The following is an 18003-nucleotide window of genomic DNA, read 5'->3' as shown; positions in this document are numbered from 1 at the left end:
TCTACTAACCCCACGCGACCTGATTCTTGTAACAACACATAAGCTCGCGTTGCATTGTTGGTGGCTACCAATTCTACGGGTTTATCTTCCCGGTCTGGTGTTCCTACGGGAATGTTAGCACGCAATAAATCTGAGCTACTGCCTGCTTCGATTACTGATTCGGGTGCATGGGCATTGATAATCCCAATCGCATCGGCTGTTTCTTTCGCCACTAAAGCCAGTTCCACACAAGTGGGAGTCAACTGGATTGGGGTGCTTTCTTTTTCGACAATTTCCGAATCCGTTGGTAGTGGATTCATCTGTTCTTTTTGTCGTCGAATTAAGACGATTTCAGCTTCGCCCAGAACCACTATATTGGGAACTTTGATGGCAATTTCATAGCGATTGTCTCCCAATTCAACAGAGCGTTCGGGGATTAAAATGCCGGGATAGGATTTATCTCCCACTCGAAACTCCACCGCCAAGTCTTCAAACGAACTGCCAATATCATTGAAATCGTTGAGGAAATTACTCCCATTGAGGACAACAACAGGTTCGTTATTACTAAACGTGAGTTCTGCTTGTTGCAGAACGGGTGGTGCCAGTGGGTCAGCAGGTCCAGGTGGTGGGGTATCCAGAACTGCGGTCACAGAAGGGATTCCTTCAGCGGTGAGTTCGACTCCGGCTGTTGTGACTACAGGTAAACCGACTTGGGGAATGCCGATGATTTCGAGGTCGGTTTGCAGATATTTAGCTAAGTAAGCCAACAGGTAGGTTGTGGCAACGAATTGACCGTATGTTAGAGCGGCTACACTGAACCACCCCGCATGGGCGATAAAAGAGCTAGTTGCGAGACTCAGGTTGCCAGCTAAGTTGATTCCTCCAACGGTGCGAGTTGTCAATTGACTAGCGGTGATTTGTGAGATTCCGGTTTCAACAAATCCTAAAGTGCCTAACCCGGCAGAAGGCCATGTCAACACTGCATACTGACCGCTGGCTAAAATCCCATTAAACGGCCAGGAAGTGGTTCGGATGGTGCCTTTTTCGTCTACGACACCTGCTTCTTCAATCGACCAAGTAGGATTCCATGTGCCGGTTTCATCTGGGAGGGAGCTTTTTCGCAGGAACAACACTTCGCTACCAGCAGACAAACCAGCAGGAGCGGGAATTGCCAGTTGAGCGGGTTGAGTGAGGGGTTCATCACCTAAATTCAAGCTGAAGGCACCCACTAAATCCAAACTTTCCGGTAGGGGTAGTGAGAGAGACTCTCGAAGTAAGGGGGTGAGACTGACAGCGGTTTCGGCTTCTAACCCACCGGGAGGAATCATCACCAGTGAGCCATCAACGGCTTCAACGACTCCCCCTTCTTCTCCCAATGTCACGGAACCGGCTAAGGGTTTCTGGATTGAGATGGGTATTGTCACCATCTGCGCTCCATGAATCATCGTAATGGTGGCCTCTCCTTCATCGAGTGCGGTGACTAAGCCATCTTCATCCACTTCCAGCAAGTCCGGATGGCTCACAAAGTAGCGGGTTCCGGTTTCTGTGGCGGTGATATTGGGTCGTGATTCCAACTCGTTAATGGTGAGGGAGAGTTGTCGAGTGGTTCCGGCGACTAGAGTGAGACTGTCGGGATAGGGGTCTAACCCATAAAATTCAGCTAGTGCCTGATTCAATTCTGCATCGTTTTCTGGGACTAAATTACCGACCCGAATGGCCTTGACTCCCATTAATCTGCCCGCATCTTCGGAAATTAAGTGGAGTACGTGACTGTTTCCAGCCAGGGAATTTCCCAATATTTGTTCTAAAGTCTGACGGTCTAACTCAAAACTTCCATCGGCTTGCAAGTATGCAGTTATATCGACAAATTCCTCTACTGGAGTTTCATCAAATCCAGCCCGTAACCGGATAATTGGACTGGCATCGGTAATACTTCCTCGTACTACTGGATTGAAGGGTTCGTTGCCACTATTGTCGGAGAACAATTGTGCTGTAACTATCGGGGGTTCTTTATCTGAATTGGGCGGTTCTATCTGAACTTCATTGAGGATTTCCCGTCCCACCTCAGAATCGCGCCAATCTGAATCCGGAGCAATCACTTCATACAGGTTAGTCACGATTCCGGTAGCACCAGACATCTTGAAGGTGATATCGTTAAAGTCAGTATCTCCTCCAGGGGAGCGTAAATCTTCCCAGGCAAATAAGCTTCCATCTCCAGTAACATCAACGAGTTGAGTTTGATGCAACGCGCGTTCGGGGTCAGTGGGAGTTAACGAAAGGAAAGGTTTTTTGCTCCCAGTTGCTTGCGGGTTGTCAAAGAGTTCTTGCAGAGAGCCATCGGGAATTAAAATTAACCCAAACTCGGTTCCTTCAGGTAAAGAAAAAGTTTTCTCTCCTTGTTTGATGCCGCGATTCCAATTGTACTCTTCTAATTTTCCATCGAGTTTGGCTGCTTCTGTAGAGTCGTCCAGGAGAACGTAACCTTCCTCAGAATTGGACAGGGAACGTCTGGCAATTTCTTGGAAGAATTCAGGAGACCCCCATTCATACTCCGAGAGTCCAGCCATATTGAACAAACCCACCGTGCTTTGATAGTAGCCGCCATCGAAGATGTATTCGATGTTAATCGAACCCGTTTCTCCTACGAGGAAAACCCCTTGAGAGAAGTTAGGGAAGGTCGGTTCGATTTGAGGAGCTACAGTTTGAGCAACGACGTTGATGGCGATAGAATTGTTAGAAGAGGGCGATTCCCCATCTTCTAGAACCACTGGTGCGGTTTCTATTGTTGACGATTTGGTTATCGATGAGTTAGATTGTGAAGGGGTATCGATAATAAATTCCGTTGAAGCTGATGGAGTTGTAGAGGTTACTAAGTCTGACTCAGATGAATGGAGAGATGTACTTTCATCTAAGTTCAATTCAGTTTCGGTGGAAATGTCTGAAGAAGTAATTTTTGTGGGATTGAGGGAAGATTCAGAAGAGTCAGAGGTTTCTTCTAAGACAACTGAGTTGCTTGATTCGGACGAAGCGGTAGATTCACCCAGTATATCCTCATCCGATTCGGTGGCGTTAGATTTTGGTTGTTCGCCGCTTTCATCAGGAGATTCGGTCGGCTCAACTGTATCGGAATCGGACTGAATTGAGAAGGAAGTTTCTAAGTTGGATTCGGTCGGTTCAACTGTGTCGGAGTCCGTTCCAGAGTAAGTTTCATCAGAAGATTCGGTTGGTTCAGATGTTTCAGTTGAAACTGAAGTGGATTCTGTTGGATTGGATGTGTCGGAGTTGCCAACAATTGACGGTGAGGTATCGGTTGAAACTGAGGTGGATTCTATTTCGTTGTTGGTCTCGTCAAGTAAGAAAGTTTTTGATTCAGTTTCTTCGAGGCTTGAAGTGGATTCAGTTGGCTCAACTATTGTTTCGTCAGAAAAAATAGTTTCTGATTTAGTTGGTTCGGCAATTGAGGTGGATTCTACTCCACTGTCAGTGTCATCAATGTCAAGGGTTGAATCGGACTGCGCTATTTCCTCACTACTCGGTTCTAATGCGTTCGTTGTTTCTGAAACTTCTTCTAAATCGCTCTGATGTGTCGGTTGGAATAAAGCGGATTGTTCTTGAACGTAAGTGATGATTTCCTGAGCAGTGTCAGTCGTGCGCCAATCTAAATTAGGATTGATTAATTCATCAAGAACTGTGACGGTTCCGGTGGCTCCAAAGAGGGAGAAGATGAGGTCATTGTAATCGCGATCGCTTCCCACATCCACTCGCAAATCTTCCATGACAAATAGGTTGCCTTCTCCAGTGACGTCGGCAATTTGTCCCACATGAAAGGCATCTAATGGATTGGCGGTGGCGAGGGAAAATAAGGGTCGTTTGTTCCCAGTTATTTCGGGATTTTCTTGGACTTCTTCAATCGTTCCATTAGGAACGAGAATGATGCCAAATTTATCTCCAGGCTGCATGGAGAAAGTTTGATTTTCTGAGATTTCTCCTCGATTAAAATTGTTGACTTCTCCTAAGTCTCCGGTAAATTTGGCAGCTTCGGTGGCATCAGAGATGACGATGTAACCTTGTTCGGAATGACTTAATGCTCGCTTGGCGGCTTCTTTAATAAATTCTGCACTTCCGGGGATGAGTGTTTCCATCCCGGTCAAACTAAAAATGCCAATTTCACTTTTGTAAGCACCTCCATCGTAGAGGAATTGGATGCTAACTTTTCCGGGATTGCCAACGAGGAATGTTCCGGAGGTGAAGTCGGTATTTTGGAGGGAGGCAAGTGGTTCGCCGGTGAGGGGATCGATTGCAGAATTTTGATGAGAATTGGGGAGGTTGCCTGAATTAACCCCATTCACCGCGCCTGGGTCTGAAAGCTCGGCATTCCCGACTTCATAAGGGGAATCTATGCGGGGCAAATCGCTGCCAGTTGACGGAGATTCTAAGGGTTTTATTGGGTTGTTAAATGGGTCTGCGGGCTGGTCAGCCAACCCGAATAGTAAAGGGTCTCCCTGGGAGTCAGGGAATAAAGATTCATTGTTTAAATTTGGCATGACGAGTTGCCATCCATGATTGGGGTTTAGATGGTGCTGCGTCCTGTCTTTTTTAAATAAAAAGTAGGATGCCCTGAGTGAATTTGAAATCGCTTGAAAACTACCTTAACAACTCTATTCGGTTTTTACTATCCGCAATTTTACTGAAGTTTTTTGGGAATTTTGGAGAGGTTTTCGTCACGGCGGTGTAAATTTCTCAGTGATTTTACGGAAAACAGGGGCGGTTTTAGCAATTAATTTGATAGATTTTTCTTGACGGGCTGGGGAATTGAGGCGAATTTTAATTCTTTCAAGTTAAGGCAAAGAGTGAGGGAAAACTATTTTTATTTTGGCTCGGTCAATTTTTATTGAGTAATAATACTGAAAAGTGATGCAGGATACACAATGAGTGAGAAAAGGGTGATTTAATCGCGACTGTGGAGTTGGGGGAGTTGACGAGAGAGGAACGACTCGATTGAAAAAGTGGGTGAGGTTAGCGCTCTTGGAGTCGCTTTCATTGACGAAGGATTTTGATTGCGTAAGCGATCGCCCACCAGAATGCGATCGCCCCCATGCGATCCCACCGTGAAATGTTTGCCAGTAGCCAGCTTTAGTTTCTCTTTACCTGCGACGATTCCCACCCAAGTTTGCCAACAACGACACCAGCAGGAACTGAAAATGGCAACATGAGAATCCGATCGCATCGCAACTCATCCTGTCTCGCTCGCGCCCGATATTGCGCTCCAGCTAGTGCGCTGAATCCCAAATCACTACAACCCACCCACAGCAAGCATTTCCAGGGTGAGCAGAAGTCCCCTGAAAAATGCTTTGCTTATAAATAACCCGACATCTGCTCACCCCTGCCCCAACGCATCCAGGCACGAGAGAGCGATCGCCATTGCACGGGAACGCGATCGCACGGGAACGCGATCGCCATTGCACGGATCCATCACCACATTTATGCCGATCGTCCCAACCCCGACAATGGTGCAACAAATTTCCGTCAAATCCCCGAAACCCAGTCAAAGCAATAACTTCAAGGGTGAACACAAGTCCCCTAAAAAATGCTTTCCTTATAAATACACCGACTTGTGTTCACCCTGCCTCAAAGCTGTCATGTTGGATCCTGAAGCGTGGCAACCAGAATGCGATCGCCTAACTCACTCATGGATCCACAACCAGATTCGTGCCGCCGATCGCTCGCAGCAGCAACAACGCGATCGCAACTACCCGAACGCGATCGCATCCAACAGGCGATCGCATCTCAGTCATGGCTCCACACCCAGATTGGTGCCGCCGATCGCATCGCAATAACCAGAACGCGATCGCATCAAATCACGGATCCCTTTCGCCAACATCCCCGCCGCACTCAGCCAATGGTGCAACAAATTTCTGCTAAATCGCTGTAACCCAATCAGAGCAAGCATTCCCAGGGTGAGCAGAAGTCCCCTAAAAAATGCTTTCCTTATAAATACACCGACTTGTGTTCACCCCGATCCAACGGCAAAAAACTGGCTCCCTCTTCCCACCATCACCGGCGACAACCTGCAAGACTTTGCAGTTTCCTCAGCACTCGCCTCAGTTGACCTGCCCGGTGGGTCTAAGCAAAATTTCATTCACGTTCACCCGCTGGGGTTAGGGAAGCGATCGCACTCATCACGAGGGCGCACTCAAATTAACCGCAGAGCGAACCATCAACAATTTCGGTTCAGCTTTCAGAGTGCCATCAGTGTGTTGATATTCCGGCTGCTGTTCGAGTCCTGGCAGTTCCACAAACCCCAGCTTTTCATAGAGTCTAATCGCTTCCGTCTTGCACTCGCTCACCCGCAATAGCATCGGTTTTTCGGGATACTGCCGCAATCCCAGACGTACCAACTCAGTGGCGATTCCCTGTCGCCGGTGAGTGGCTGCCACACATAAATCTGCCAAGTAAGCGCAATCGGGACTCAAACCGAACTGAGCTAAAAACTCCCAGTCCAGCCGCCGCCATTGTTGTTCGGTTTCAATCCAAGTGGGCTGACCGATGATGGAAGCGCAGGCTAACGGTTGCACTACTGCAAAAGCGATCGCCCGCTCATTCTCGAACGCCCCCAGCACGGTTCCGGTTTGGAAGTAGCGATCGAACATTTCTGCCACCGAGCGCCGCGTCCACCACTGACATGAAGGCGGTTCGGCGAACGCAGCGCGGTAGAGGGCGACCAACTCATCCAGCTTTTCTTGGAAGCGATCGCCATCCAATGTTATCCATGCAATCGAACGGGCAATCATCGGCCTACACCGGCATCGCTTCCTTAACGATTTCAAACCGGCAGACACGACCGAGGAAATCCACCTCCGCGTAGTCCACCGTGAAATCGTGCTTTTTGCGGAGCCACACCTCAGTACCCGGCTCTTTATGCCAGCGGTAGCCTCGGTTGGTATGCTCGCGCACGAGAGTATCCCGGTGAACCAAATCAGTCAACTCTCGCAGGGGTTCTTCCTCCCACAACGCCGAGATATCCTTCGCCAGCACTTCTCGCGGCGGCTTGCAGTTGGCATCGAGCGCAAACCGATTGGCTAACAGCACTTCTTGGGTGGCTTGGTCGATAATCCAGGTCGCGATATTCTTTTCGCCCAAAGCCAGCGCCGCTAACTCTGCATCGCATTCGCCAGAATGATTTGCCAACTCTGCAACTTGTTGTAAAGATAGCATATTGGTTTGACCTCCCCTATGATTTTTTTTGCGTTTTTTTGCGTTTGATTCTGATAGTTGAAAAGCTTGGAAATCTTTTGCAGTAATATTTTGGGGCGAGTCTTCCACCGTTGCCGTGCCCGGACTAACTGACATTTCCACCCAAATGGGAATGAACGGTTTGTTGGGAGTATTGTGGACGAGTTCCACCACATTCTTGCCAAAACATTTTCCCAAATTGGTCAAGTAAGGCAGATAAGACTGATTCAGCTTCCACGCTTCATCCCAACTGCCGACGCGCACCTGGAGCGTATCTCCCTTGATACCCAACCCCACGCATCTAGGAAACAACGGCGAACAAATCGAATGCTCCACACTACACCTCCTTACCGATGGCAATTTTCCGGGCAATCTTCGGAATGATTGGACTTGTCCCCAAACTGTTTTTGCCGCATCTGCTCTAGCTGCTGTACCGGAATCCCCAGCGCTGCCGCCAGCAACGTCACCTCAGTGCAAGCCGGTTCCTCTCCTCGGGCGATCGCTTTCAGCCGATGCAACGGCAAATCCACCAGACTGGCAATTTTTTCCAAGTTTTTATCGCGCAACACTTCCGCAATCGTGGGCAGCGAATCTCCCAAAATCGTCACCCGCGCTGACTCCGAACCGGCTTGCGATCGCAATCGTTCGGCGCGGTCTCGGGCAAGCGATCGCAGCGCATCGATGGTGTCAATTAACCCCTCCAAAGACAGATGCTCGCTGAGTTGTTCGATCGCACTTTGCACCGCCACCTCGGAATCCAAATCGACACTGGCCTCCCACCGTTGCGGCGTGGTGAACTCTGGAGGAATCGGGGGCAAAGCCGCCAGAAACTCGCTCGTTTCCGGGACGCCATGCAGCAAAAAGCTCTCCAATGCCGCCGCCTCCACACCGATCGCGCGAGCCAACAGCGGACGACGCGACACCCAAGGAAACTGCTGACCGAGAAACCACCGGCGCAAAGAACTCGCGCTCGTCACCGGCTCGAATCGATTCAGGTACGCCAACAACGCAGCTTCAGGAGTGCGATCGCCCGGGTGGATGCGATCGCTAAGGTAATTGAGCAAGTCGCGAAGGCGTTGCTGTTGGGATTCTTTGGACTCCACAAAAAACAAGGGCAAAAACGGCTGTTCACCCTCATTCTCTCCACAATTCGCTAAAAACGCAAAGCGCTAAAAGCACATCGGTGGTAAATCTTTCTAATTTCTTAACATTCGCCACTGCACCGCGCTCTTGCCGAAGCAGGGTGAAAGCACTCTGGTTTCCCCGTTTCTCAGGCTATTGACACTTGCACCTTTCCCGTCTAAAATTATGCCATAAACAAAAAGTGCTTTTTGCGCTTTTCGTATTTTGCATAATTGATTCCCGGTTTGAGGGATTCTCTCAGATTGCGAGTTAATTGTTTGCAACGCTTGACTCACAAAAAAAGCGGGGACTATCCCGCTCAACCAATTAAATTACTATTTCCAAACTACCATGAGCATTGCGAAATCCGCTACGGCTGTAGCGTTGAGCCAGCTTCCGCTTGATTTGCGCTTCGAGTACGACTACACCAGTTTCGGCTCGGAGATCCTGCAACGCCAAGCTCAGCAAACTCTTTCCCAGTTCCTCGGCTACGTCCGCCACACCTTCGTGACTGGCCTCGAAATCGGTCGCAGTTTCCGGCACCTTCTTCACCAACTTTGCCTGGAACGCGGCCTTACTGAAGGGGAACACCTGTTCGATCGCTGGCTGGATTCTTCCGATTTCGGTGGCTCCAACTCGATGGCGCGAGCCTTAATCCAAATTTCCGAATGGTTCGACTCGCAGCGCCAACGCATCCAACGCCTCATCCTCAACTCCGTGCAGTCCTGGAGCGTCAGTGCCCTCAAGGAACTGACGAAAATCTCTGACGACCACCTGCTTGTCAAACTCCTCAAAGCAGGCAAGCAAACCGTCAACAGCATCCGCCAAGCCCGGAGCAAATCCATCGTGCTGGGTCAGCCCGTCACAGATGCAGATTGGGAACTCGTTGTCAAGACCTTTGACGCGAACGACGATGCGATCGCCACGCTCAAGGCTGAAGCCGAACGACTCGCCCACGTTTACGAGAACCCGGTGGTGCTAACCGATTACCTCATTGAAGCGATTGGCGACCTGAGCGATTGGGACGTTTCCAAGCTGCTGGCTCCCAAACGCAGCACCCGACCCACCCAGCAAACCCAAGCCATCGCCTCGTTCATCGCCAACAGTGCCGCCCCTGAAGATGCGATCGATGACGATCGCCTGAGTTGGATCGAGCGCGGGTTGGGACTGGATGACGCCGAATCCGAGCAGTTCCGGTCTTGCGTTCAGAACTTAGCTCGTCAAGATGCCCCAGAGGAAGGCGAGGTCATCCGCCAGCACCGCCACGTCCAAAAAGCACTGCAACTGCAAAAACTCGCGCCCACCATTGCGCAACCCCAGCAGAGCGATCGCCTCGTCGAACTCGAACGGCAGGTGCGCGACCTCACCGCCCAACTCAAGGAAGCGGATAAAGCGGCGGCCATTATCAACGGACTGCAAGCCCAGCGCGATCGCCTCGAACGCGAAAACCTGAAACTGCAAGAACTCATTCAGGAGAGCGCCCAGAAAGACCTGCGGATCCACCTGCTCGAACGGCAGCTTGAGGAATTCGAGATGGCGCAATCCGATTCCGTGCTGGAGCAACTCGCCGAGCAAAACCAACAACTCAGCGCCCAACTCGAACAAATGCAGCAGCGCTACGAGGTGTTGGCCTCCGAGATGGCCGCCAAAGAGCGCAGCATGAAATACACCGACAATTCCACGTTGGTGGCTAAAGTCATGTCCTTGGAAGCGCAGTTAGCAGAAGCTCAAAATGCTCTTGTTAACAACAAGCAACAAAAACCCGTTGACCCTGCACAGCTAACCGTTGGCACCTACGTCCGCGTCGTGAAACATGACACTCCCAAATATCGCGATCGCATCGGTCAAATCCTGCAACTGCCGCTCAGTGACGACACTCTGAATCGCTACAAAGTGCGGTTCTCTGGTGAGAAATACCTCGTGACTTGTTACGCCGAGCAAATGCAGCTTGTGGATGCGTTCTTGCCGCCCGCCGACGACTATTTCACCGAAGCGCAAGTTAAGGAAAAAATCTCGCGCATCGCCGATGAAAAACAATCTCAAATCGAGCAATTGCAACAATTTTTGAAGGAAGCGCAAACTGCGATCGCGCAGTACAAAGACCCCGCGAACAACCCTGACCTGTCGCGCACTCAGCAGCAGCTTTCCGACAGCACCCTCAAGCTGCACCAAACGCACCAGCAGTTGCAGCAAATGACCGAACGGTTTAACCAATTGCAGCACGAGAATCAGAAACTCAAGGAGCAGTTGGACTGGGCATCGTCGCCGTTGGGTCAAATGCAACGGCATCAAGAGGGATAGTAAAAGTGAGAGTGAGAACGGTATAGTGAAACTCTCGCGGTGGATAACACTCACATTGAGGTGAGATTATGCAACCGATTACCCAAGCAGATTTAGCCCGATTCCAGGGCACGACGAACTACTACCGCCATTGGCTCAACCAGTTCAAATATACCGATGGCGTCAAGTATCTCGCAGATGCAGCCGAAGCGCATTGGCTGATTGATGCGATCGCCTCCTATCAACGCGACGAACGAGTGACGGGTGACGAGATGTTGCAGGAATTTCAAATCTGGCAACTTTCGGTGTCCGACGGGCGCGGCACGTTAACGCTGCTGCGCGACACCGATGACCCCGTGCTGAGCCAAGACATCGAATACACCGACTTTCCCCTAGATGAAATCAAGCTTTACCTCAGCGGTGGCGTGTTGATGCTGCCGAGCGAATACTAACGCTTTCATCCCGACATTTTCTGGCGGTTGTCTCCCCAGGCAATCGCTCCATCAACCTTGAATAAATTGCCATGAAACAATCAGAAATTAGCTGTTTTGAGACGGGCTGGCAGCAACATAGCGCACCGACTCCCGAAACGAGCATCCCTCAAATTACGCTCGTTCCTGTTGGCATTCCACCCAAAATGCTGGCGGCGTTGCAGGTGCCGAATAAACCCTCAATGCGCTACGTTTGCCTGACTTATCAAGCCACCAATTGCTATGTCGAGCATATCTGCGGTGGGCATACCAATTCGTTCTGGGTTTATTCCGCATTCATCGACCATTTTGCCGTAGCCATTCACCTGATTGGCTGCGATTTAGGCAGTGACGATAGCTATCCAACTTACGGTTTATTGCTCGACCAACAGCAAAACCAAGTGTGGTTGGCGCAGTATTCGCACATCAAAAAGTTCTTGAAAAATTGGCAAAGCTATGCGTATCCCGAACCGAAACTCACTCGCGAACAACAAGAGCAAATCTCGAAGAAAGGTTTTGAAAAGCTCATGCAAAGTGTCAAAGAATTCCGGCAACCTTCACCGAAAGAACTCTCGGCAATCGTGGAAGCGTCAATGCACCAAGAACAAGATGCGATCGCAGCGATTACCGCCTATCTGGATGCGTACCTTCCTGAAGCGATAACCATCGCCCAACGCCGAGTAGCAGCCGCAACCCAAAACCAAGATCGGGAAGTGATGAGTTACCTCAGTTTGCTGCTGGCTCGCTTCCTTAACAAGTATCAAAACAATTGATGCCAAACGTTGCAATTCTATCGTTGCTGATTGGTGTTACTTGGGTTGCCGACCTGCCGGAACCAGTGACACCAATCGCACAGGAAATCAGACCGCATAACACTCACAGAGGAAGAGGGAGAAGAGATGAAAGTTATTACCAAAAATTATCCGAGTCCGCATTTGAATCGTTGGACGACAATGGTGGTGCGTGAAGGCAAACGAGCCTGCATTTATTTGCGAGAATTGGTTGGCTTGAAACCCGGCACGGTGTTTTTGAAACTGACGGACTATTCTTCAGTGCGAGAAGCCCATCAAGCGGCGCGATAACTGCGCGTTAAACACCGCAAGAAAAACGCATTAGAAGTGATGCTGGCTCTCAAGGAAGACTTTAAAACCTTAAATCAAAACTCGAACAAAAAATCGAGAAAAAAAGGTCGATAGACAAGACCCAAACTTGATTTCGCATTGATCTGGAGAATCGCGATGTTTTGGATTGTTTATTACCTGTTTCTAATTGGCGTTGTTAGTTTAGCGATGCGGTTGCGGTTTTATCGAGGGCACTAAAATGCAACAACTTCAGTTCAATTTAGGCACTCACTTTTTGCCTGACGTTGCCGATATCAAAGGGAGCCACCAAGGATTGCATCCGGAAGCGTTACGGTTGCGGCGGGTGTGGGATGCGATCGCGTCCTCTGGGCTGGAGTATTCCAGACCAGAGCTTCCGGCTAAATTGGGAATCGGTCGCGTCCAATTTGCCAGTAGCGTTTACTGGTTGGTGGTTCTCAAGCTGGCAGAGTATCGGCAAACCAGTTTGGTGCCCACTGTTAGAGGTCGTTGGCTGTTTGAAGAGTTTGACCCCTATTTGGAATATCCAGAAACCCCTTGGCTGCTGCATTACTAGGGATTGGAACCGCCGTGCAAGATGCCAGCGTGGTGGTGGCTTTTTAACCCGTTGAACCAGCGCGAGTTTGAGGAAGATGTGGTGCGATCGCAACTGGCTGATTTCCTCCAGACCCAAACCCAACGGCGCAATTCAGCAGCCACCGCGCAGAAAGATTTGGCGATAATTTTAACTTGCTACCAACCCCCCAAACGTTTTGCTGTGGGTCGAGCGAGTTTGTTCAGTCCGCTCAAACTGATTCGCTCGACTCAACTCGAATATTTCAAGCGCTCTGGCAAGAAGGGATTTTATACTCAATATTCCTTTGCGTTCAATCAACGTCGCGTTCCTAGCAAATGGATCGCGTTGGCAACCGTGCAGTATGCCGCTCGACACAGAACCGAGCAAATCCCCCTCGCAGAACTCACCTACAAAGCGAACAGCCCCGGCCAAATTTTCAAGCTATCCGAGGATGCGATCGCCAACCATTTGGAACGAGCGGAAGGCATCGAATTAATCCTCAATGCGAATCATCGGCTGGAGGTGAAAATCTCGGATCCCTCTCGCCATATTATCGAAGAAATTCCCATAGTTTAGGAGCAATTACAATGTCTCATTCTGAATTTTCTACTGAAACTTTCGAGTCTGGCACTCGCCTCACCTGGAAGCACCGCAACGGCAGCCTGACCGAAATCAATCTCGCTCAAGGTCATGCGCTCGTTCAGTTCACCGAAGTCAGTGGCGCAAAGCATACCGTGCAACTCACCCCGGAAATGATGGCAGCGCTGGTAGCGATCGCGTCACTGGGTTTAACCTAGAATTAGGTGTTTTCTGCTATCCAGCAACAGCAGAAGCCATTGTCAGTTAACAATCTAAGGTATAAGCATTATGGCTAATTTCCAGCGAAAACGGCGCAGTCACCGCCACTCTATTTTACTCTCTCTTGGTTTACTGCTGACCGTTGGGGGCGTCAGCGCCTGTAGCCAATCCACCAACGAGGTTGGAGAAAACGCCACAACCACCCAAACCGACACCGAAAACGTTGCTAGAACTGCTGCAGAAAGCCAAGCGCCGCAAATGCCTGCCACCGCGAATCATCCTGCCCCAACCCACAACGATTTCAAATCGGTGAAAGTATTTTTTCCCGAATCTCCAGACGGGGACGGACAAATTGCCGAAGTCGAACCGGTATGGCGCAGCACCGATCGCATCGATGTGGCTGAATTTGCGATCGAGCAACTGATTGCCGGTCCGAGACCCGAAGAAAAACAACAAGGGTTAACCGACCCCTTCGAGTTTCAAGGAGAATCGAATTGTGGCGGGCAAAATTTCACCATCGGCATTTCCGAACAAGGGGAAGCCACCCTGCAATTTTGTCGCACCGTTCCTTCCGCTGGCGTAGGACAGGATGCGCGAATGACAAAGGCGATCGAAAAGACTCTCAAGCAGTTTTCTACCGTTGATTCTGTCACCATCTTGAATCAATATGGCAACTGTTTTAAAGACCTCAGTGGCAGAAATCTGTGTTTAAAAGAGGAAGACGAACGTCAGGTGAAAGTATTTTTCCCACTGACCTCGGAACAGAGCGATCGCCCCAACGAAGTACAACCCGTGTGGCGCACCACCGATCGCGTGGATGTGGCTGAATTTGCGATCGAGCAACTGGCTGCCGGTCCGCAACCTGACGAAAAACAGCAAGGCTTTATCGACCTCATCAACTTTGATGGGGAATCGATTTGCGGGAACCAAAATTTTACCATTGACATTTCAGAAGGAGGCGAAGCCACCCTGCAATTCTGTCGCACCGTGACCGCATGGGGTGTCGGTCAAGAAGCAAAAATGAAAAAAGCCATCCGCAATACTCTCCAGCAGTTTTCTACCGTCGATGCTGTCACCATTCTCGATAAAAATGGCGACTGCTTCAAGTCGCATACGGAACGGAATCTTTGTTTGGAATAATACCCGTTTTTTGTGGGATTCGTTGTTGCCCGATCGCCCAAAAAATGAGGGAGAATTGCGTGGCAACAACGAACTTTTTTCGGGATGAGAAAGACGAAATTAGTACCGAGGAACCGAGGGATCTACCATTTTTGAATAGGCATCGATTCCCCCAGCGATATTTTTAACGTCGGTGAATCCCTGCGCTTTGAGCCACTGGCACATCTGAGCCGATCGGATACCGTGATGGCACAGCACCAGGGTTTCCGCTTCCGGATCCAAGCGGCTGTAAATTTGACCGGACCATTCGGCAAATTCACTCAACGGCAGGTTATCGAACCCCGCGATCGCGCAGATCGACACTTCACTGGGTTCGCGCACGTCCACCAGTTGCAGGGTTTCCGCGCTTTTCAGCCGTTCGGCGAGTTCTTCTACAGTAATTTGGTCGATGGGTTGACGGGCAAAAGATTGAGACATGGGCTTGCATTACAGGTTAAGAGCAAACAAAACAAGTTCTTCTCTGCAATTGTGCCGCTTTTGTGCATGATTGGCTAGGGTGTTTGTGAAATAAAGCCATAAAACCCGGGCGATTGAAATCGCGCCTGGGCAGGTATTAGCGTAGCCATGCCCGAAGCGGGCTATAGTCCGCATGACAAGGACTATTTTTTAAACGATTCTTTCGGAGGCGATCTTACGCAATTGGCTGCCAATCGCTCGTTTTAACTCTAGGCGATGGTGGGCAATCCCATCGCGGGGAAAACCCGAACTATGAGGGCTGACTCTCGTTAGTTTCGCATTCAGCCAGTCGATTCGCCATTGCTTCTGCATGTCGCCACCATTTCGTGCCCCCAGACCAGACCCGGGAGGGCAAATGGCCGATTGGCGCTGTGAGAGTAAATTTTATCCCTTTATAGGGGACTGCAGGTCGGTATGTTACCCAGCCGATGCGATCGCAGAAAGTGCCGTAATTTTTCCCACATCCCTCGTAGATGCGCGCCTGCACGCTAAACCCGAACCGGGCATCGCTATATTTCACCCACAGGCGATCGATGGTGTGCAAATCCGCGCAGGGAAGTTTGGCCAAATCGTCCTCAAACAGATATCCCCGGGGCGGTTTGCCCACGGCCTGACATAACGCGGCACGAGTTTCTTCGTCGGCCAATTTCCACTTTTTCCTTGCCAACAAGTCCCGCAATTTGGTATAATCAATCCCCACTTCTGAAGTGAGAATATCGGGAGTTTCGTCCGGGGTGGATTGACCTGCCATCAGGGAGAAGAGATTGCCGATCGCCCGCTTGAAGGTTTTTATCGGTTGTGCCGGGGCAGAAGTTGGGGAAACCGGCTGAGGAGAGGGCGATCGCGTTACTGGGCGTGGGGGCGATTGTGTAGCGGGACTCGGCGAAGGAGCGATCGCGGGGGACGGCAAAGGCTCCAGGTCGCGCAACACTTGTGCCGCCGAGGCATAGCGCACGCGCGTCGCAGCTTGCACCATTTTATCCAGAATGCGACCCAGTTCGGCGCTGACGAGCTTATCGGCAGTTAAAAAATCTCGCCAAATCCAGCGATCGCGACCCTCGTCGTATAAATTGGCCGGCGAAACGCCCGTCAGCAAATGCAAGCAAGTCACCCCCAAACTGTAAATATCGCTTGCCGGAACCACCTTACCGCGCGTTTGTTCCGGTGCCATATACTCCGGCGAACCGATAATCGTCCCGGTTTGCATCATCGCCGTGGCACTGAGCAACTTAGCAATCCCAAAATCGATTAAAATTAACTGGCCCTCACCTGCACCCGCCGCACCTGTGCGCCGGATAATATTTGCCGGTTTGATATCCCGGTGGATAATTTGGCGATCGTGAATAAACGCCAAAATCCGCAGCAGATCCGCCAGCGCTTGACGAACCTGCGCCTCTTTAAACGCCCCTCGTTCTTTCAGTTCCCGAGATAACGTCGGTCCGGCGATAAACTCCTGCACTAAATAAAGCCATTGGTTCTGTTCGAAGTGCGCCAGCAGGGTGGGGATTTGCGGATGATGCCCCAACTCGTCCAGACGAACCGCCTCTTGGTAGAATAATTCCTCCGCCTTTTTGATATGGCGCGTCTGCCCTTGGTTGAAGAACAGTTGCTTGACCACGCATTTCGGTTTCGAGGGGATATCCTCATCCAGAGCCAAAAACGTGCGACCAAATCCTCCTTGTCCGATCGCCTGAATCGGACGATAGCGCTCTTTCAGCAACAGTTTGCTGCCACAGGATTGGCAAACCTTCCCCGTTGCCGGGTTTTGCGGTTGCGGACATCCGGGCATGACACAGTAGCTCATGCTGATTTACAATTGCCTGTTGTAGAGTTGATATTAAAAACCGCAGCCAAAACTGCTAGTCATTTCCATAGCATATAGGAATTGGCCGGGGTTGATAGGGTCGCGCCACCAGAGACGCGATCGCGAGGCACACCCCTAGAAATTCCCCGGCAGGCTTGACAAAATTAGACAACTATGGTAATAAACCCAGGTAGAGACCCCGAGGCTAATCTTTTTGGAACTCATAGGTGTAGAAGCTTTGGAACGCCCCCACGGTTTCAAACTGGTAAGCCGGCAGCAACGGCAAAGAAAACTCCGTTCTGTAGACACTCCACAACAGAAAATTTTGCCGTTCGGTACTCTCGCGGATCAGTTCGGCGATTTGAGGTTGCGCCGATTCCAGCGCCGCGACGCACTGACGCTGACCGAGCAGCGCCTTTTCGCAACCTTCTGCTTTTAAATATTCCGTTAGCCGTTCCGTAGCATAGTCATTATAAGCAGACGGACTGGGATTCGTGACCACCATTGCCACCCCTAGTCCCACCAATACCGCCCCTGCCACAGAGGCCACTACATTAAGATTTTTCATGGAACCTGCGTGCCACTCTCTATGCTTTAGATTACCCTAGTTTTTCCGTAAATTCCGCATCCCAGGCACCCCCGCCCAAAAAAAATTTGATTTTTTTTCAAAAGGGGTAGACCGAATCGCCAGACTATGCTAATGTAAAAAATGAACCAAATGGCGAGCGTAGCCAAGGGGTTAAGGCAGTGGATTGTGGTTCCACCATGCGCCGGTTCGAATCCGGTCGTTCGCCCTCCATCTGAAAATCAAAATAGAGACCGGGCTTGTGCCTGGTCTCTATTTTATCGATTCGATTTGCCATCGAACCTCAGAATTTACACCGTTTTTCACCGATTGGGTGAGAGAGGTTTCCGCTTCCCCCTCTTGCTTGTAGAGACGCGATTTATCGCGTCTGTGACCCAGGTCCTACTGTGACAACCTCTAACATCCCAATCGAAAAATGGTATTAGCCCCCGTCGGCGGGC

The 18003-nt window shown here is 50.3% G+C and carries 16 protein-coding genes, 1 tRNA gene and 1 pseudogene; 9 read left to right on the top strand and 9 right to left on the bottom strand.

The features are described 5' to 3' along the window. From AC0QH1_RS22000 to AC0QH1_RS21990, 3 genes are all read right to left on the bottom strand, one after another. On the bottom strand, positions 1–4388 hold a 4388-nt coding region (locus AC0QH1_RS22000), incomplete at its 3' end, for a DUF4114 domain-containing protein (protein WP_324633480.1). A gap of 539 nt (positions 4389–4927) precedes the next feature. Continuing rightward, complete coding sequence (locus AC0QH1_RS21995; protein WP_324633478.1) at positions 4928–5206, bottom strand: hypothetical protein; 279 nt, start codon at positions 5204–5206, stop codon at positions 4928–4930. Between the two features lie 150 nt (positions 5207–5356). After that, entirely contained in the window at positions 5357–5509 is a 153-nt protein-coding gene (locus AC0QH1_RS21990; RefSeq protein ID WP_324633477.1) for a hypothetical protein, read from the bottom strand. 159 nt (positions 5510–5668) lie between these two features. On the opposite strand from AC0QH1_RS21990, the gene AC0QH1_RS21985 reads away from it, so the two are divergent. Then, positions 5669–5911 (top strand): hypothetical protein, encoded by a 243-nt coding sequence (locus AC0QH1_RS21985; RefSeq protein WP_324633476.1) that lies wholly within the window; start codon positions 5669–5671, stop codon positions 5909–5911. 247 nt (positions 5912–6158) lie between these two features. On the opposite strand, the gene AC0QH1_RS21980 is transcribed toward AC0QH1_RS21985, so the two are convergent. Genes AC0QH1_RS21980 through AC0QH1_RS21970 form a run of 3 tightly spaced genes read right to left on the bottom strand, consistent with a single transcriptional unit; the run spans position 6159 to position 8315 of the window. After that, complete coding sequence (locus AC0QH1_RS21980) at positions 6159–6770, bottom strand: GNAT family N-acetyltransferase (protein ID WP_324633475.1); 612 nt, start codon at positions 6768–6770, stop codon at positions 6159–6161. Positions 6771–6774: 4 nt separating this feature from the next. Next, entirely contained in the window at positions 6775–7548 is a 774-nt protein-coding gene (locus AC0QH1_RS21975) for a hypothetical protein (RefSeq protein WP_324633473.1), read from the bottom strand. Between the two features lie 11 nt (positions 7549–7559). Continuing rightward, on the bottom strand, positions 7560–8315 hold the full coding sequence (locus tag AC0QH1_RS21970) for a hypothetical protein (RefSeq protein ID WP_324633472.1): 756 nt from the start codon (positions 8313–8315) through the stop codon (positions 7560–7562). Positions 8316–8685: 370 nt separating this feature from the next. On the opposite strand from AC0QH1_RS21970, the gene AC0QH1_RS21965 reads away from it, so the two are divergent. The 7 genes and pseudogenes from AC0QH1_RS21965 (at position 8686) to AC0QH1_RS21935 (ending at position 14678) form a co-directional block, all read left to right on the top strand. After that, complete coding sequence (locus tag AC0QH1_RS21965; RefSeq protein WP_324633471.1) at positions 8686–10635, top strand: coiled-coil domain-containing protein; 1950 nt, start codon at positions 8686–8688, stop codon at positions 10633–10635. A 68-nt stretch (positions 10636–10703) separates the two neighbouring features. Beyond that, a complete protein-coding gene (locus AC0QH1_RS21960; RefSeq protein WP_324633470.1) occupies positions 10704–11066 on the top strand; it encodes a DUF6876 family protein in 363 nt (120 codons plus the stop codon). 71 nt (positions 11067–11137) lie between these two features. Beyond that, entirely contained in the window at positions 11138–11857 is a 720-nt protein-coding gene (locus tag AC0QH1_RS21955) for a hypothetical protein (protein WP_324633469.1), read from the top strand. Between the two features lie 126 nt (positions 11858–11983). Beyond that, the gene (locus AC0QH1_RS21950) at positions 11984–12166 is read left to right on the top strand and encodes a hypothetical protein (protein WP_324633468.1); all 183 of its coding nucleotides are present in this window, start codon (positions 11984–11986) and stop codon (positions 12164–12166) included. 238 nt (positions 12167–12404) lie between these two features. Then, positions 12405–13316 (top strand): annotated as a pseudogene (locus tag AC0QH1_RS21945) (DUF4007 family protein). An 11-nt stretch (positions 13317–13327) separates the two neighbouring features. Beyond that, the gene (locus tag AC0QH1_RS21940; RefSeq protein WP_324633466.1) at positions 13328–13537 is read left to right on the top strand and encodes a hypothetical protein; all 210 of its coding nucleotides are present in this window, start codon (positions 13328–13330) and stop codon (positions 13535–13537) included. Positions 13538–13607: 70 nt separating this feature from the next. After that, positions 13608–14678: a GerMN domain-containing protein gene (locus tag AC0QH1_RS21935; protein WP_324633465.1), complete on the top strand. Its 1071-nt coding sequence runs from the start codon at positions 13608–13610 to the stop codon at positions 14676–14678. 99 nt (positions 14679–14777) lie between these two features. Here the strand turns inward: AC0QH1_RS21935 and AC0QH1_RS21930 are convergent, their stop codons facing one another. From AC0QH1_RS21930 to AC0QH1_RS21920, 3 genes are all read right to left on the bottom strand, one after another. Then, complete coding sequence (locus AC0QH1_RS21930; protein ID WP_324633464.1) at positions 14778–15134, bottom strand: rhodanese-like domain-containing protein; 357 nt, start codon at positions 15132–15134, stop codon at positions 14778–14780. A 289-nt stretch (positions 15135–15423) separates the two neighbouring features. Further along, entirely contained in the window at positions 15424–16977 is a 1554-nt protein-coding gene (locus AC0QH1_RS21925) for a protein kinase domain-containing protein (protein WP_324633463.1), read from the bottom strand. A gap of 205 nt (positions 16978–17182) precedes the next feature. After that, positions 17183–17545 carry a DUF4359 domain-containing protein gene (locus tag AC0QH1_RS21920; RefSeq protein ID WP_324633462.1) on the bottom strand — a complete coding sequence of 121 codons (363 nt, stop codon included), beginning with the start codon at positions 17543–17545 and terminating at the stop codon, positions 17183–17185. A 153-nt stretch (positions 17546–17698) separates the two neighbouring features. Between AC0QH1_RS21920 and AC0QH1_RS21915 the strand changes: the two genes are divergently transcribed. Continuing rightward, positions 17699–17771, top strand: a tRNA-His gene (locus AC0QH1_RS21915). Positions 17772–18003: the final 232 nt, after the last annotated feature.

The organism is Phormidium sp. CCY1219, from assembly GCF_055795085.1.
Note: the sequence above shows the minus strand (reverse complement) of the source record. Positions and strands in the feature narration are given on the sequence as shown.

Bases quoted from the DNA above. Each gene is read 5' to 3' on its own strand.
- AC0QH1_RS21980 (WP_324633475.1), bottom strand. From the start codon at position 6,770: ATGATTGCCCGTTCGATTGCATGGATAACATTGGATGGCGATCGCTTC.
- AC0QH1_RS21940 (WP_324633466.1), top strand. From the start codon at position 13,328: ATGTCTCATTCTGAATTTTCTACTGAAACTTTCGAGTCTGGCACTCGC.
- AC0QH1_RS21995 (WP_324633478.1), bottom strand. From the start codon at position 5,206: ATGCGATCGGATTCTCATGTTGCCATTTTCAGTTCCTGCTGGTGTCGT.
- AC0QH1_RS21965 (WP_324633471.1), top strand. From the start codon at position 8,686: ATGAGCATTGCGAAATCCGCTACGGCTGTAGCGTTGAGCCAGCTTCCG.
- AC0QH1_RS21935 (WP_324633465.1), top strand. From the start codon at position 13,608: ATGGCTAATTTCCAGCGAAAACGGCGCAGTCACCGCCACTCTATTTTA.
- AC0QH1_RS21930 (WP_324633464.1), bottom strand. From the start codon at position 15,134: ATGTCTCAATCTTTTGCCCGTCAACCCATCGACCAAATTACTGTAGAA.
- AC0QH1_RS21925 (WP_324633463.1), bottom strand. From the start codon at position 16,977: ATGAGCTACTGTGTCATGCCCGGATGTCCGCAACCGCAAAACCCGGCA.
- AC0QH1_RS21955 (WP_324633469.1), top strand. From the start codon at position 11,138: ATGAAACAATCAGAAATTAGCTGTTTTGAGACGGGCTGGCAGCAACAT.
- AC0QH1_RS21960 (WP_324633470.1), top strand. From the start codon at position 10,704: ATGCAACCGATTACCCAAGCAGATTTAGCCCGATTCCAGGGCACGACG.
- AC0QH1_RS21985 (WP_324633476.1), top strand. From the start codon at position 5,669: ATGGATCCACAACCAGATTCGTGCCGCCGATCGCTCGCAGCAGCAACA.
- AC0QH1_RS21950 (WP_324633468.1), top strand. From the start codon at position 11,984: ATGAAAGTTATTACCAAAAATTATCCGAGTCCGCATTTGAATCGTTGG.
- AC0QH1_RS21920 (WP_324633462.1), bottom strand. From the start codon at position 17,545: ATGAAAAATCTTAATGTAGTGGCCTCTGTGGCAGGGGCGGTATTGGTG.